This window comes from Runella rosea (assembly GCF_003325355.1).
Lineage (GTDB): Bacteria > Bacteroidota > Bacteroidia > Cytophagales > Spirosomataceae > Runella > Runella rosea.
The window spans coordinates 1,712,140-1,726,273 of sequence record NZ_CP030850.1 but is presented as its reverse complement, the minus strand read 5'-3'; the positions used below and the strand labels follow the sequence as shown (position 1 = coordinate 1,726,273).

Genomic DNA, 14,134 nt, shown 5'->3' with positions numbered 1-14,134 from the left:
ATGGTATATATTCCCTAAAAGCGCATTCCTGCGGGAGAAAATGTGCAATTTTGGGATACATCATTCCAAGTATATGAAAGATATAAAATTAGTGGCTACGGACATGGACGGTACGTTGCTGAACTCTAAAGGTGAATTAAATCCCGCCATCTATTCCATTTTAGCTACACTTAAAGCCCACGGGATACGTTTTGTGGCGGCCAGCGGACGCCAGTATTTCAATCTTCAAAAACAGTTTGAGCCCGTTAAAGACGACGTGATTTTTGTAGCCGAAAACGGTAGTTATGTTGTGTACCAAAACCAAGAGCTGTATGTCCAACCGCTGCAAAGAGAAATTGTCGACTCTCTGATTCTGACTTCCCGGCCCATTCCGAACGCATATCCTATTTTTTGTGGTAAGAAAAAAGCCTACGTCGAAAACACCGAGCCCGCGTTTTGGGCGCAGTTGACCAAGTATTTTGAACGCTACGAAGTCGTGGAGAATTTGCTGGAAGTCGTTGATGATGAATGCCTGAAAGTAAGCATCTGTGATTTGGACGGCTCGGCGGCCAATAGTTATCCGCACTTTAAGGCGTGGGAAGACGCAATAAAAGTGAAGGTCTCGGCGGGAATTTGGCTTGATTTGTCGCACAACTTGGCCAATAAAGGTAAAGCGATGAACGTACTTCAGCAATTGCACGGGATTTCGGTGGCCGAAACCATGGCTTTTGGCGATTACCTCAATGACCTGGAAATGATGCAGCAGGCCTATTTTTCGTACGCCATGGACAATGCCCACCCCGACATCAAAGAAGCGGCGCGTTTTAGGGCCGAATCAAACGATGAAAATGGCGTGGCTAAGGTATTGGAACAATTGATTGCGGAGCTTACAATGGTGAAGAATTAGTCGGTTTTATTCTCCCACCTTCAAATAAAGCGCTTTGGCTTCGCTAAGGGATTGGAAGATTGCGGTGCGCTCGCTAGAAAGGGTTTGCATCAAACTAGGTCTTCGTCGAAAGAGCCGTATCGCCTGCCAAACATGACTCAGGCGAGTGAGCTGCCCCCAGTACCACAAGACAAAAAAACCGCTCAGTGGTAAACCAACTGCCAATCCTAAAGTTAGCCAGGGTTGTTGGAAAATAGACTGAAAGCCCCATAATTGAAATCCATAAAAGAGGGGAAAGGTGAAGATTCCGAGGCTCATCATGAGTGGTGCACGGTAAGAAATATCTGTTGAAATCAAGCGGGCAATTTTGGAAGGCAAAATGTAGGGCAAGTAATTGAAAAACAGTCCGAATAGATATACTGGCAGTCCGAGAATTAATAGACCTAGGGTGCTTCTGAGATGGCGGTTGAGGTGTTGGGTTTGGGTAAAAATCTCGTCTGAAAGATGGAGCTTATGCAGTGTATCCAAATAATTGGACATGTTGATTTGTAGCGACTTAAAGAGGGTCGGGCGGTGGTGTTCAAAATACCTGACCGCCGTCACGATTTGCTTAATGAGGTCAAACTCGTCCTTTTGGGCTTTGCTGTCCAAAACCAATTCTTCAAAGAGCTGATTCTTGTATAAAATCTCGATTTGTTTTACCAGCGTATCTTCTTCTTCATTTTCGGTAATGATGACCGTTTCGGCCATGCGCTTTTGAATTAAGCCCGTTAGTTCTTCAACGGTCTCAAAGGATTCTGGGTTGTATTTTTCTTTGAAGTCAGCGAGGGCTATCGGGTTGCCAACGTTGATAAATACGTCGCTTCTAAAGCGTGTTGGATCCGAGTAGTTAAGACCAATCGGCAAAATTTGAAGGCCCAGTTGGAAGTCGTTTTCGTGTTCAGCACCCAACGCAATGCGGGCGGTGCCCGTTTTGAGCTCGCGCAAACGACGCTCAATTTCGCTTGTTCCTTCGGGAAAGATAAGAATCGTTCCTTTGGCTTTTAAGTAATCATAACACCGCTGAAATGTCATTTTATTGAGTTGGGCGGGGGAGAGAGGCACGTCGGAGCTATCTTTTTTTCGGTACACAGGAATGACGTGAAGATACTTGAAAACGGGTCGGGTCAATCGGTTGAAAATACCGCCGTTAGCAATAAAAGCTACCCGTTGGGGCATCAAAGTAGCCACAATGAGCGGGTCCATGAAAGTATTGGGGTGGTTGACTGCCAGAATCAACGGCCCCTTGGTTTTTCGCAGTTTTTCGAGGCCATGGACTTGAAATCGCCGAAAAAAGAGGCGAAGCGTAACCGTAAAAACAAACTTTAGCAAGGAGTATAAGAGCATGATAATCCTCAGTGTCAGATTTGGCTCAAATTAGGAATTTTCGTTTAACTTTGTAAAAACTGCTTATTTTATGGTTGCATTACTTTCGCCCGAGACCACGTACAGCATCGAAGAATACTTTGAGCTAGAGGCGCAATCATTGGAAAAATTGGAATACTTCGACGGAAAAATCACTAAAATGCCTGGCGCTTCTTACGTTCATAACCGCATCGCTACCAATGTCTTAACGGCATTGAACGTAGCTTTAATGAATACATTTTTTGAAGTTAGCAACAGTGATACTAAAATTCATATTCCAACCATTGAGAGCTTTGTATATCCAGATGCCGTGGTGATTTGTGAAAAACCGTTGTTTTATCAGAATCGGGTAGATACCATCCTGAATCCGTTGTTAATTGTGGAGGTGCTGTCGCCTTCTACGGAAGAGTATGACCGGGGCGAAAAATTCTATTTATACCGTTCGTTACCCTCCTTTAAAGAATACGTGGTAGTTCATCAAAAACACGCCTTGGTTTCTGCCTACTTCCGACTGAATGAAAAAGATTGGCGCACCCACGACGTAGCCAGTCTTTCAGAAACAATTCATTTACAGTCAATTAGCGTAACGTTGAAGCTCGCAGATATTTATCGGGGAATTGATTTGTCGGCGCGATAAAGGTTAATCAACGGGGCTATTTTGTCCTAAATTAACTCCGTATTCCATCCCAAAGCACGCTGAATGTCAATTCCCATTCGGCGGCAGTAACGGGCTTTTGGGTATAAATAGACACTTTTGCCATCTCATTCAGCATTCCGTATACCAACGTAACGAGCAGCTCTGGGTTAGCCTCTTTGATGAGGCTTTGGTGTTGTCCTTCCACTATCAATTGGTAGAGCGGTTGTTTGGTTATCTCTTTTTCTACGCGGGTAGCATCCCCTTTATGAAAGTACGGAGAGCGAAAATATTGCTCCAAAAATGCGCCGTATTCGGGGTTGTTTATGTGGTCGTCTAGGTAATTACGGGCTATTTTCTTGATTTTGATTTTGAGCGGGTCGGTCTCTAAAATTTGTGTTGTTAGAGTATTGATGCCGACGTGCATCAGGTAATGATATAGCTCAAAAATGAGTTGGTTTTTATCTTCAAAGTAAATATAAACAGTTCCCGTGGCTACGCCTGCTTCTTTGGCTAAATCCGACATTTTGAGTCCCGCCAATCCCACCCGAGCCACCATTTTGAGGGCAGTCTTGAGGATGAGCTGTACTTTGGTTTCATCTTTTGTTCGCATAATTGGGGGGCGTTGTACGGAGTTATTTACTTCAATTTAGGGTTGCAGAAAACTAAACGTACGATTTTGGTAGTAGGGGCGAGCCAGTAGTTTTTCTATGCTTGAAAAAGACTGATAAGGACCCACCGCAATCAGGGCATTAACGAGCCAGATGGGGAGTTCTCCGCCTGGGTCAACGGCAAAAGTGTAGTCTATCCGTAACCGTTTGCTGTCCATTTCCTGAACTATCCAGAGCGAATGCCAATGGGGAATTCGAACCACCCCCTTTTTTTGGGGAGCCAACTCAGGGGCATTATTGCCACGGATACGGAGTGTTCGGGTAGGGTGGTCCATGTCAAACTCCATACGAATAACCAGACCACGATTTGACACAGGCCATGTCATTTCGGTCTCGCTATAATAATAAAACTCCTGGTCGCTGACGCGTTTGACCACATAAGCCTCCGCCACCCGATACACTGCTTCTTTGTAGTGGTCAATATCTGATACAAAGGCCACTAGCTGCGACATTGTCGCGTTGAGTTCACAGGTTACTTTTACCTCTTTTAGCTTACTTCCCATGAGGTGGCGGGAGTACACCCGGATTCCGTTTTTGTCCTTTTCCAACTTCCACGTATTTTGCTCCTGACTTGCAGAAGTGAACGGCAATAGCAGGAGAAAAAAGTTGAGATAACGGTTTATGTTCCAATTTACTAGCATACGCAATCGGCAATAAAGCGGCCGTGGCCGTAGGTAGTTTAAGTTAATAATGTTCGCAATTTCTTATTGTTTGTTAGTACTGTTTGTCAATTCATAAACTTTTTCGATGTCTAAATCCTTCATTTTGACCACATCCAGAAACGTGTATGCTACTGGAATGTCGGGCATTACACCGCGGCCTTTGTCGTAGCCTGGAAGGTTTAACACAATTTTGTACATCGGGATTCTGACCTTTGCCTTTGTGTTTGGCAGGGTAAGATAAGGGGAGATGAAGGCGTTGCAACCGTACTGCCCGCCGCCAGTTTCGCGGCCAATAACTACGGCCCTTGGGTTATATTCCTGAATGATAGAAGGAAAAATAGCCGCCGCCGAAAACGACCCGCCGTTGGTCAGTAAGTAAACTTTTCCTTTAAAACCGTATTTTTTGTTGGGGCGTATTTTTTTTGCGGCTGACCTGTTGCGAATGCGGTCGGGAGCAATTTTTTTAGACCAGAAATTACGTGCCGCAAAGCGCAGCAGTTTGCCGCCGTAATAGCGGTTGAAAGAGGGACGTCCTTTTACGGCGTCGATGGTATCATAAACGACAAAGGTCGAGTCCAACAGGTACGACATTAGATTGACGCTCGCATCGGAGCGGCCGCCGCCGTTGGCGCGTAGGTCAACGACCAAGTGTTGAATGTTTTTTTGCTTAAGGGTGCGAAAAGATTTACGGTAAAACTTTCGATGACCACCGTCTCGGAAAGTGTTGATGTCTAAAATCGCTACACTACTGTCTCGTGTCGATATGTTCAACGTGCGGCGCTTATCAACTTTGGGTGCTTTGGGGCGAGGAATGGGCGTCGTGGTCGGAACGGTGTTGGGTTTGGGCGTCCCGACGGGCTTGGACACCTTCTTTTTGGTGGGTTTAGCAGGAGCCGTAAACGAAATTTTTAGATTACGCGATTTCCCCAAACTGTCTTTTACCGTCACGGTAAATGTGCTGTCGTTGCCGTACAAATAGCGATAAAATGACCCGAAATTGGTGTTGGCTACGGAAATTTTAAAGGTTTGGTTATAGCCATCCGATGGAATTAAATCCCACATTTCTTTCATCACTTTTTCGATGGGCCTGCCATCCATGCGGGTGATTTCTCCACCCACCGCAAGGGTCGAATCTTTGGTGCGATTTTGAGTGATACGAAGCTGATTATCAGCCCAAAAAACCGAAAGTGGAAATTCTTTGGGTTTATTTTTTTTAATGTATTTTGTGTATTGTTTTGATGGATAAATGTCGGTATGACCACAGCGGATGTACGAAAAAACGGGATTGACCGTACGCCTAAATTCGCGCTCGGTCATGGGGTGGGTCAGTTGCTGAGCGGTTTTATTAAAAATCCACTGAATAGTATCGGGCGAAGAATACCGATAAATTCCTGGATGTGACTCCAGCAATGCTCGTTGCATAAGGTTGAAATCATCCTGAATTTGTTGCACCGAATACGTTTGTTTGGGGTTAAACGTGGAGCTACAGGCGGTTAACAGGCAAAGGCAGATATAACTTGCGAGAACGGAAAATTTCATCGGGTGGTGCATTTCGTTTTGCGTGGCGAGAAAAATGATTCTTGACAACGTAAAACCTTAATTTTTACAAAAAAATACATAAATTGCTTTAAAACAAAAACCAGCAACAAGGTGTTTTTTGATTAATTCATTATCGAAACGATTCAATTAACTTAATCAATACATTTACGATTATGGCACGCCCGAATCTTGACCTTATTGCGGCGCTTCGTCGTACGGCCCGAAAAATCGAAAAAGGTTCACCTTATCAATGGGGCCACATGGGAAGCTGCAATTGCGGAAACTTAGCGCAGGAGCTTACCCGCCTGACCAAAGCCGAAATTCATGCCCATGCCCTTGCCAACGGGCGCGGCGATTGGAATGAGCAGCTCAATGATTATTGCCCAACGAGTGGTTTACCCATGGATTTGCTCATCGGCGAAATGATGGAGGCGGGCCTCGATCCCGACGATTTGAAGCAGTTGGAACGGTTGTCGGATGTACGCATTTTGCAGCGCTTGCCCGCCGAAAAACGCTACTTGCGCCATAATTTTCGGGATGATGTGGTGCTCTACATCAGCGAATGGGCCAATATGCTCGAAGAACAATTGTTGGCTCCCATTAAGCTTCCACACTTTGAGTGGAACGACCAAACTGTACTTTCTTAGTCAATTAGTATTTTTGTTGTTTTTGAAAAGTTGTTATAAATCAGGCGCTTATGTAATATAAGCGCCTATTTTTTTGCAAATAATTTTGCGCCCGGCATAACTTTTTTAGTCTATAATTGAACCCGCACCGGTAATAACTAAAATCTGATTATGACGAGAAAATGGACGATATGGATACTAATCATTGGTGGGGCTGCATTGATTACGGTGGCCGTGATTTTAGTGGCCGAACGCTATTACTTACGGCCTTTATTGGTCAAAACGCTAAAAAAATCAGTTTCTGAAACATCGGATGGCATGTACCGAATTGAGTTTGAGAAACTTCTCTACAAACCATTTTCGGGTAAAGCTGAACTAACCCGCATAAAATTGATTCCAGATACGCTTTTGTATCGAAAACGGATTGAGAATAGCAACACGTCCAATTTTATCTACGCTACCGACATTGATGAAATCCTGCTTACCAATATTGGTTTGTTTAAACTGGTTGTGGAACGAAAACTGGAGATTGACCTCATCAGAATCAACCGCCCAACGGTCGAAATTACGCAGCGAAAGCAAAGCAAATCAGCCCCAAATGCGGAGGTGTCGCCCTATAAAGTTATTTCAAAATTTGTAAAATCTTTCCGGGTCAAAAAAGTGGAATTCAATCAAATGAAATTTGCTTTTGCGGATAAAACCAAGCAAAAACCCGAACGGATTGTATTAGACAAACTCGATGTAGACATCACTGACTTTCTGATTGATTCGCTTTCTTACCTCGATACCACCCGTTTTTATTATTCCAAAAATACAGCCTTCAAATTATCAAATCTCTATTTTCCCTCCATCGGTTCATTGCACGATTTTAGGCTAGATACGATTTCTTTTTCGTCCGAAAAAAAAGAAATTCAAGTCAAAGGAATCCATTACATGCCAAAATTTGAAGGGCGGCAGTACACCACCCGGGCCAATGGCAATGACCGTATTGCGTTTGTTTTTGAAGATATATTGGTACAACAGGTGGATTTGAAGGCTTTGATTTTTGATAAAAAACTGATGGCCGAACGGGCGTTTATTCAACGCGGAAACATTGCTATTTTTAGCGACGGCAATCCTTCCACGTCCTCCAAAATAGGAAAATACCCCCAACAGATGTTCCGAGAGCTGCCTTTTAAAATGAACATAGACACGGTGCACGTCGAAAATTTTGTGGTTTCTTACGCTGAGTATAGCCCCGAAACGAAAAGCAGCGGCGGCGTCAATTTTAAATTGGTCAAAGGCGATTTAGTCAACGTGACCAATGATACGCTTTCGTTGCTCAAAAACCCTGTTTGCGAGGCGCGTATTAAGGGTCTTTTTATGGGTAAAGCCTTGTTTACGGCCGATTTTACGTTCAATATCGCCTCCAAAAGCGGCGAATTTACTTGTAAAGGTGCAGTAGGAGCCATTGATTTGCGTATCCTTAATCCCGTAACTGAGCCGTTGTCGATGACTAAAATCGAATCGGGCAAAGTCCAGCGTTTTACTTTTGAGTTGAAAGGTAATGAATATGGTATAGTAGGAAAAGGAACGCTGATTTATCACGATTTGAAAGCTGTTTTTCTCAAACAGGACAGCGATGGTAACGCCAAAAAACGAAAATTGATAACGGGAATGGCCGACCGGCTTTTTATACAGGACGACAACCCATGGCCTAACGAACCCATAAGAACTGGGCAAATTGCGTACAAACGTGATCCCACAAAGTCGTATTTTGCGACGCTTTGGCGCAGTCTTAAGCAGTCGATTGCGCGTTGTGTTTTGGAAAGAAGAGGCTTGAAACAACTAAAAAAAATGGGCCGCAAATAGCCAGCCCATTTTTGAAGTTATGATTTATTTACTTTATAACTACTTCTTTCCCAACGAAATCAGGTTGGCAAACAACCGATACGCGCCCGATACTCCGCCAGGAAGCTCGCGGAAAAACACCAAGCCAGTATACACAAAATGGCCTTTTCCGTAGGGCGCATAAATAAGGCTACCTTCTTTGGCGGCTTCGTTGGTATCGTTGGCCGAGAAAAGGGGCGTGTAGTTTTTGTCCCATTCTACGGCAAAATAAATACCGCGCTCCTGAATCCATCCTTCAAAGTCTTTCGGCGTAATTTTGTTGGGGGTATTCAAAATAGGGTGCGTGGGTTGTAAAATCCGCATTTCGGCGTCCTCTTCCGTGACCCGGTCGCGGCCTACTTTGAAAGGATACGGGCCTATTTCTTTTACCTTAAGCGTATTGCCGAAGCCCCCCGCCGTCACGTATTGCACCACCATTGTGCCTCCGTTCTTGACGTATTCCATCAATTTCTCCTGAAAATACTTGATGCGCTCTTCTGTGTTATAGGCCCGAACGCCCACCACGATGGCGTCATAAACCGCAAGATTTTTACTAAGTGCCGCCTCATCAAGCAAGGTTACGTTACAGCCCATTTGGCGCAAAGCTGCGGGTACTTCGTCGCCCGCGCCCGCAATGTACCCGATGGTTTTTGCTTTGTTTTTGATGTCGAGTTTCACCAAGGCGGTGGTGGCCATCGGGAAAATCGTTTGCGTTGGAATGTGCTTGTATTCAACCGATTTGAGGCTGTAAGGACTTTCTCCGTTTTCGGTTTTGGCAATTACTTTCAGTTTTACTTCACTCTGCTGGGCAGAAGGAAAAATCTTGACGCTTACAGTTTGTTCTTGGTATTTTTCGGGCAACTCAAACGGGATTTGGGCCGGCTCCACGCGCCAGCCAGCGGGTACATCAAACGTCAACGTACCTTTTACGTTGGTACGGTGGGCTTTTACCACAATGTCCACCATTTTGGGTTGGTTGTCGGCAAAAACGTACACTTTTTCGCTCACGTTGGCCGTCACTTCGGGCCGAATCTCAAACGGTCGGTAGACTTCACCATCCACGGGGTCGGTTGATTTGTACACCCAAGGTTTGGTGAAGGTAAATGATTGACCATCAATTAGGAATGTAAACGATGTTTGTAACGAAGGTACGTTTTCGGGTGTGCTTAGTTTGGATTGGTCGTCAATCTGGAAAGCACCGTTTTTGATGGGTTTTTCTAACCAATACGGCTGACTGATTTTTATTGTTTTAGGAACCTCCGCGCTGAAAGTGAAGGTTGAAAGTTCATTGTTTTTCAACTCCAATGACAATGTAGAATCTTTTTGAGCACCCCAAAATTGTAAGCGGGTAAGTTTGAGCGGATAATCGGCGCGTTTTACCACGCTTACCCGCACCGCCGCGCGGTCGCCTTGGGCTACGGCGTAGTCGACTGGGTTGGTTTCAAACCAAAGCCCTAGGCAATTTTGAAGCAATACTTCAATTTCGGCTTTCTTTTGCTGAACGTATTTATTTTGAGCATCTAGCTTTCCTAATTCCTGATAAATTTTGACCAAAACTGGTACCGACGACGCGGGATAATTGACGTTGTAATTGCGGATGGCTTGGTCTACAAGTTGCGCTACCTGCTCGCTTCCTTTGACGCGGTTCCATGACATATCGACGCCATCAAACAGGTCTTTTTCGGCGGGTACGCCGTCTTTGTGCATCATAAAATCAATGCGGGCGTTGCGGTTAGCCCCCGAGCCAAACCCCTGACTTTTGTGTGAACTGCGACTTTCGGCGGCGATTTCAGCGTGCGATTTTCCGAGGTAGGGGCTGTAGCCGCCAATGTCGATGGTGATAAAACTGCCTTTATCGGTGGGTTTTTGGTTAGAAAAACCTGGTGAAAAAGTGTTCCAAACGACCCGTTTGGGTTGCCACGTTTGTACTTCTTTGAGTTGTTCTGGAAATTTGGTGGGGTCGCCCGCCATATTGAAGGCCAATTCCGCTAAAAATGCCGACGAATTGTGGTGGCCGTGTCCTGCTCGAGCATCTGGAGGAAAGCGCGTAATGAGTACATCTGGTTGGTTTTTACGGATGTGATACACTACGTCGGACAAAATGTTGTTTTCTCCCCAAAATTTGAGTGTTTCTTCGCGGGTCTTGGAAAAGCCGAAGTCATAAGCTCTCGAAAAAAGCTGCTCTGCTCCGTCGATGCGCCGAGCGGCCAGCAACTCCTGCGTACGGATGATGCCGATGTATTCGCCCTGCTCAGGCCCGATGAGGTTTTGACCGCCGTCGCCGCGCGTGAGTGCGAGGTACTGGGTCTTAACGAGTCGCTCTTTGGATAAATACGTAAGGAGTAAGGTGTTTTCGTCATCGGGGTGAGCGGCGATGTGCATTGCGCTACCCAATACATTTAATTTTTTAAGGTTAAGGAGGATTTCGCTGGAGGTTAATGGTTTTACCTGGGCGTTAATGTTAAGGGTGGAAAGTAATAAAAGGAGAAAGGAAAAGGTGTAAGACGTAAATTTTCTCATAGTTCGGCAAATTTGCAAGTGATTTGACAAAGCTACAAAAACCGTCGAAAATGAATACATTATTAGGTTTGCCTTTTCTTCTTTAGGCTTGAAATTTCTTTTCAGTGGCCCAATCATCGTTTGGAAAAATACGCCTGTTTAAGAATCGCTAATTATTCATAGAATAGGCATAAAAACGAGAGAGAATGCAATTTCTCAACCCTTTTTTTTACCTTTAATGCACACAAAAGAACCTCAACATGAATCAGGTAAAAAAACTAATCAGCGAAGTATTGGCGGCGCGCAATCGTTACCTTGACACTGTTAGGCAACTTTCTGAAGCGCAGGCTCAATGGAAACCTTCTCCCGACGTTTGGAATGTGGTGGACAACACGGAGCATTTGTATTGGGCCGAACACGGCGCCATACTCGGGATGTGGAAAGTACTTCAGGCCGCCCGCGAAGGAAAAAAAATCTGGGAGGGGGAGATGATTCACAAAGGTCTATCGATTGAAGAAATTGTGGCGAAAACCTGGAAGTCTAAAGAAATTGCCCCTGCAATAGCCGCTCCCCGGTTGGGGGGACCGATAGGTTTTTGGGCGGCTTCGTTGGAAAGTCTTCAAGTGGAACTAAACGCTTTGGGCCATGAACTGCATGACGATGAGTTGGAGTCTCTGATACATCGTCATCCTATCTCAGGCCCCATTGATATTCGTCAACGCTTTGAATTTTTGCGGTTTCACATTGACCGGCACCTCAATCAGGTGGAAGAACTCAAAAGCAATATGCCCGTCTGAATGATTGATAAATCATTGATTTAACAGCAATTTAAAGTTTATTTATTTATCGCACCGTTTATGGAATTTGTGCCTCATTTACTTTTAGTTGAAGACGAAACAAAAGTCGCTGCATTTATAAAAAAAGGCTTGGAAAGACAGGGGTTTACGGTTGAAATTGCCGAAGATGGGAAAGTAGGACAGCGTCTTTTTGACGAGCGCACGTTTGATCTCATCATTCTGGACGTAAATTTACCTCTTATGGACGGGGTAGAATTGGCCGCCTATATCCGTACCAAAAATACCCAAATCCCGCTTTTGATGCTTACGGCGCTGGATACTACCGCCGACAAACTGGCTGGGTTTGATGCAGGAGTGGACGATTATCTGGTCAAACCGTTTGATTTTATGGAGCTGGTGGCTCGATTGAAGGCATTGCTAAAACGAGCTATAAAAACCATCGAGCAGACCAACGTGCTGCGGGTGGCAGACTTGGAATTGGATTTGGACCAAAAACTGGCCCGACGGGGCGGACAAACCATTGACTTGACTGCTAAGGAGTTTGCCTTGCTAGAATACCTGATGCGGAACCGTGGAAGGGTGGTTTCAAAAGTAGATATTGCCGAAAAAGTATGGGACATTGATTTTGATACAGGTACCAATTTTATTGAGGTCTATATCAATTATTTGCGAAAAAAAATCGACAAAGATACCGCTAACAAGCTCATTCATACGGTAGTGGGGATGGGTTATACGCTCAAAGAAAAATGACGATTCGTACCCGATTAACGCTGCTTTTTACGGCGGTCGTTTCGATTTTATTACTGTTGTTTTGCATTGTTATTTATTTGCTCGCAGAGCGGCACCGTAAAGCGCAATTCTACGAACAACTGAAAGCCGAGGCCAATACCAACGTAGAGTTGCTTTTTGGAAAAGAAACGTTCAGTCCAGAACTTTATAAGTGGCTTGATAAGAATCATTTAACGGTTCTCAACGAAGAAGAAATTATTATCTACAATTACCGCGATTCACTCGTGTATGAAAGCGGTACCGATTATCTAAAAGTGGATAAGACAATCCTGAATCAAGTACGCCTTGAGAAGGAGTTTCGTTGGGACGAAGGAAAAAGAGAGGTAGTAGGTGTATTGTTTGCAGATGAATATAACCGCTTTGTGGTCTTTGCCTCTGCCGTTGATAAATACGGTCACAGCGAAGTTAGTAACCTGCTTTTGGTGATGGGGGTGGGGTGGTTTATTTCTGGGTTTATTGTCTTTTTGGTGGGGTGGTTTTATGCATACCGCGCTTTATTGCCGCTCAAAAAACTAATTGGTCGGGTAGATGCCATCACGGCTTCACGGCTGGATTTGCGGGTTGATGTAGGAAATACCCCCGATGAAATCGGTCAGTTGGCCGAACGCTTTAACCGGATGCTCGACCGTTTGGAAGAAGCCTTCCAATTGCAGCGGGCGTTTGTCTCCAATGCTTCGCACGAGCTCCGAACCCCGCTTACGGCCATTACGGGCCAAATTGAGGTAGCGCTTATGGACGATAACCCGCAGGAATGGCACGATACGCTCCGCTCCGTGCTCGACGACGCTCGCCAGCTGAATCGGCTCTCAAACGGATTGTTGTCGCTGGCAAAGGTCAGCATGGAAGAGTCGGCCGTTAAATTGTCGGAGGTGTACCTTGACGAAATTTTTTGGCAGGTTCGTAGTGAGTTGCTCAGAGCATACCCAGCGTATACGGTTAAAGTAAATCTGGCAAATTTTTCTAAAGACACTACTCATTTCAATGTGTTGGGCAATGAAGCCCTTCTTCAGATTGCGCTCATCAACTTGTTGGAAAACGGAGCTAAATTCTCCCCTGACAACACAGTGGAGGTTCGTTTCAACAAGTTGCCGAGGGCTTTTGAAATCCATTTTCATAACAATGGGCCAGCCATTCCGAAGGAGGAATTACCGCTTATCTTTAAACCGTTTCGGCGTGGTTCAAACGCACGCAATATTGCTGGGCATGGTATTGGACTTTCATTAACTGCCCGAATCATCAAGTTACACCATGGTAGCCTATCGGTAGAATCGGAATCGGGCATCGGTACGACCTTTGTGATTACGCTTCCTCAAAAATCCTAATGGTTTTCTAATATTCTTCTAAGTTTCTTCCAAGGTAGCAGTATTAGTTTTGCCCACTTAAAATAGGGCAAAATCATGACACGCTACAAACTAGATTATTTTTCCACACCCAATCCCCAAGCCACTGTGCGTAAGCGTAGTCGTCGATGGGCGGCTACCTTCGTGGGGGGGATTGTCTTTTTGACCTTTGCCATGTTGTTTTTTGGCGGTTTGGACACAGCTTTTCGCTATCGTGGACAGCACCAAAGCCTCCAGCAGCAGCACGATGCCCTTCGGCTGCGTTATGACTCGCTCTACGCGGCTAAACTGCAAACCGATAAGCAGCTCGCCACGATTCGCAAGCAATTGGAGTTGTTACAAAAGTCAAAACAGTAGTTTTCTAAGGTACTTCTAATTTGGTTATAACATTCGTCTAATATTGAGGTAACAACTTTGTACTGTCAAAACAAGACAATTA

General features: G+C 44.9%; 13 protein-coding genes. 8 read left to right on the top strand and 5 right to left on the bottom strand.

Features of this window, described 5'->3' with window-relative positions:
* The first annotated feature begins 73 nt into the window (after positions 1–73).
* The gene (locus tag DR864_RS07390; RefSeq protein WP_114066352.1) at positions 74–886 is read left to right on the top strand and encodes an HAD family hydrolase; all 813 of its coding nucleotides are present in this window, start codon (positions 74–76) and stop codon (positions 884–886) included.
* 6 nt (positions 887–892) lie between these two features.
* Here the strand turns inward: DR864_RS07390 and DR864_RS07385 are convergent, their stop codons facing one another.
* Positions 893–2,251, bottom strand: coding sequence for a lysophospholipid acyltransferase family protein (locus DR864_RS07385; protein WP_114066351.1), 1,359 nt, complete (start codon positions 2,249–2,251; stop codon positions 893–895).
* 70 nt (positions 2,252–2,321) lie between these two features.
* Between DR864_RS07385 and DR864_RS07380 the strand changes: the two genes are divergently transcribed.
* Positions 2,322–2,906, top strand: coding sequence for a Uma2 family endonuclease (locus DR864_RS07380; protein WP_114066350.1), 585 nt, complete (start codon positions 2,322–2,324; stop codon positions 2,904–2,906).
* 31 nt (positions 2,907–2,937) lie between these two features.
* On the opposite strand, the gene DR864_RS07375 is transcribed toward DR864_RS07380, so the two are convergent.
* The 3 genes from DR864_RS07375 to DR864_RS07365 all read right to left on the bottom strand — a co-directional run bounded on the left by DR864_RS07375 (position 2,938) and on the right by DR864_RS07365 (position 5,775).
* Positions 2,938–3,516, bottom strand: coding sequence for a TetR/AcrR family transcriptional regulator (locus DR864_RS07375; protein ID WP_114066349.1), 579 nt, complete (start codon positions 3,514–3,516; stop codon positions 2,938–2,940).
* A 36-nt stretch (positions 3,517–3,552) separates the two neighbouring features.
* Positions 3,553–4,215, bottom strand: a complete 663-nt coding sequence (locus DR864_RS07370) for an START domain-containing protein (RefSeq protein ID WP_114066348.1) — start codon at positions 4,213–4,215, stop codon at positions 3,553–3,555.
* 63 nt (positions 4,216–4,278) lie between these two features.
* Positions 4,279–5,775, bottom strand: coding sequence for a S41 family peptidase (locus tag DR864_RS07365; RefSeq protein WP_162793624.1), 1,497 nt, complete (start codon positions 5,773–5,775; stop codon positions 4,279–4,281).
* Positions 5,776–5,948: 173 nt separating this feature from the next.
* Between DR864_RS07365 and DR864_RS07360 the strand changes: the two genes are divergently transcribed.
* Positions 5,949–6,422, top strand: coding sequence for a hypothetical protein (locus DR864_RS07360; RefSeq protein WP_114066346.1), 474 nt, complete (start codon positions 5,949–5,951; stop codon positions 6,420–6,422).
* A gap of 150 nt (positions 6,423–6,572) precedes the next feature.
* Positions 6,573–8,252, top strand: coding sequence for a hypothetical protein (locus tag DR864_RS07355; protein ID WP_114066345.1), 1,680 nt, complete (start codon positions 6,573–6,575; stop codon positions 8,250–8,252).
* A 39-nt stretch (positions 8,253–8,291) separates the two neighbouring features.
* On the opposite strand, the gene DR864_RS07350 is transcribed toward DR864_RS07355, so the two are convergent.
* Positions 8,292–10,790 (bottom strand): PIG-L family deacetylase, encoded by a 2,499-nt coding sequence (locus tag DR864_RS07350; RefSeq protein ID WP_114070193.1) that lies wholly within the window; start codon positions 10,788–10,790, stop codon positions 8,292–8,294.
* A 239-nt stretch (positions 10,791–11,029) separates the two neighbouring features.
* Here DR864_RS07350 and DR864_RS07345 point away from each other — a divergent pair, with 239 nt between their 5' ends.
* The 4 genes from DR864_RS07345 to DR864_RS07330 all read left to right on the top strand — a co-directional run bounded on the left by DR864_RS07345 (position 11,030) and on the right by DR864_RS07330 (position 14,052).
* A complete protein-coding gene (locus DR864_RS07345) occupies positions 11,030–11,566 on the top strand; it encodes a DinB family protein (protein WP_114066344.1) in 537 nt (178 codons plus the stop codon).
* 60 nt (positions 11,567–11,626) lie between these two features.
* A complete protein-coding gene (locus DR864_RS07340; RefSeq protein ID WP_114066343.1) occupies positions 11,627–12,316 on the top strand; it encodes a response regulator transcription factor in 690 nt (229 codons plus the stop codon).
* Positions 12,313–13,677: a HAMP domain-containing sensor histidine kinase gene (locus tag DR864_RS07335; RefSeq protein ID WP_114066342.1), complete on the top strand. Its 1,365-nt coding sequence runs from the start codon at positions 12,313–12,315 to the stop codon at positions 13,675–13,677. Before DR864_RS07340 ends, DR864_RS07335 begins: the two co-directional genes overlap by 4 nt.
* 75 nt (positions 13,678–13,752) lie before the next feature.
* Complete coding sequence (locus DR864_RS07330; RefSeq protein WP_114066341.1) at positions 13,753–14,052, top strand: hypothetical protein; 300 nt, start codon at positions 13,753–13,755, stop codon at positions 14,050–14,052.
* The last annotated feature ends 82 nt before the right edge of the window (positions 14,053–14,134 follow it).

What these genes read in the sequence shown, in the direction of transcription:
- DR864_RS07390 (WP_114066352.1), top strand. Translation starts at nt 74, where the DNA reads ATGAAAGATATAAAATTAGTGGCTACGGACATGGACGGTACGTTGCTG.
- DR864_RS07385 (WP_114066351.1), bottom strand. Translation starts at nt 2,251, where the DNA reads ATGCTCTTATACTCCTTGCTAAAGTTTGTTTTTACGGTTACGCTTCGC.
- DR864_RS07380 (WP_114066350.1), top strand. Translation starts at nt 2,322, where the DNA reads ATGGTTGCATTACTTTCGCCCGAGACCACGTACAGCATCGAAGAATAC.
- DR864_RS07375 (WP_114066349.1), bottom strand. Translation starts at nt 3,516, where the DNA reads ATGCGAACAAAAGATGAAACCAAAGTACAGCTCATCCTCAAGACTGCC.
- DR864_RS07370 (WP_114066348.1), bottom strand. Translation starts at nt 4,215, where the DNA reads ATGCTAGTAAATTGGAACATAAACCGTTATCTCAACTTTTTTCTCCTG.
- DR864_RS07365 (WP_162793624.1), bottom strand. Translation starts at nt 5,775, where the DNA reads ATGAAATTTTCCGTTCTCGCAAGTTATATCTGCCTTTGCCTGTTAACC.
- DR864_RS07360 (WP_114066346.1), top strand. Translation starts at nt 5,949, where the DNA reads ATGGCACGCCCGAATCTTGACCTTATTGCGGCGCTTCGTCGTACGGCC.
- DR864_RS07355 (WP_114066345.1), top strand. Translation starts at nt 6,573, where the DNA reads ATGACGAGAAAATGGACGATATGGATACTAATCATTGGTGGGGCTGCA.
- DR864_RS07350 (WP_114070193.1), bottom strand. Translation starts at nt 10,790, where the DNA reads ATGAGAAAATTTACGTCTTACACCTTTTCCTTTCTCCTTTTATTACTT.
- DR864_RS07345 (WP_114066344.1), top strand. Translation starts at nt 11,030, where the DNA reads ATGAATCAGGTAAAAAAACTAATCAGCGAAGTATTGGCGGCGCGCAAT.
- DR864_RS07340 (WP_114066343.1), top strand. Translation starts at nt 11,627, where the DNA reads ATGGAATTTGTGCCTCATTTACTTTTAGTTGAAGACGAAACAAAAGTC.
- DR864_RS07335 (WP_114066342.1), top strand. Translation starts at nt 12,313, where the DNA reads ATGACGATTCGTACCCGATTAACGCTGCTTTTTACGGCGGTCGTTTCG.
- DR864_RS07330 (WP_114066341.1), top strand. Translation starts at nt 13,753, where the DNA reads ATGACACGCTACAAACTAGATTATTTTTCCACACCCAATCCCCAAGCC.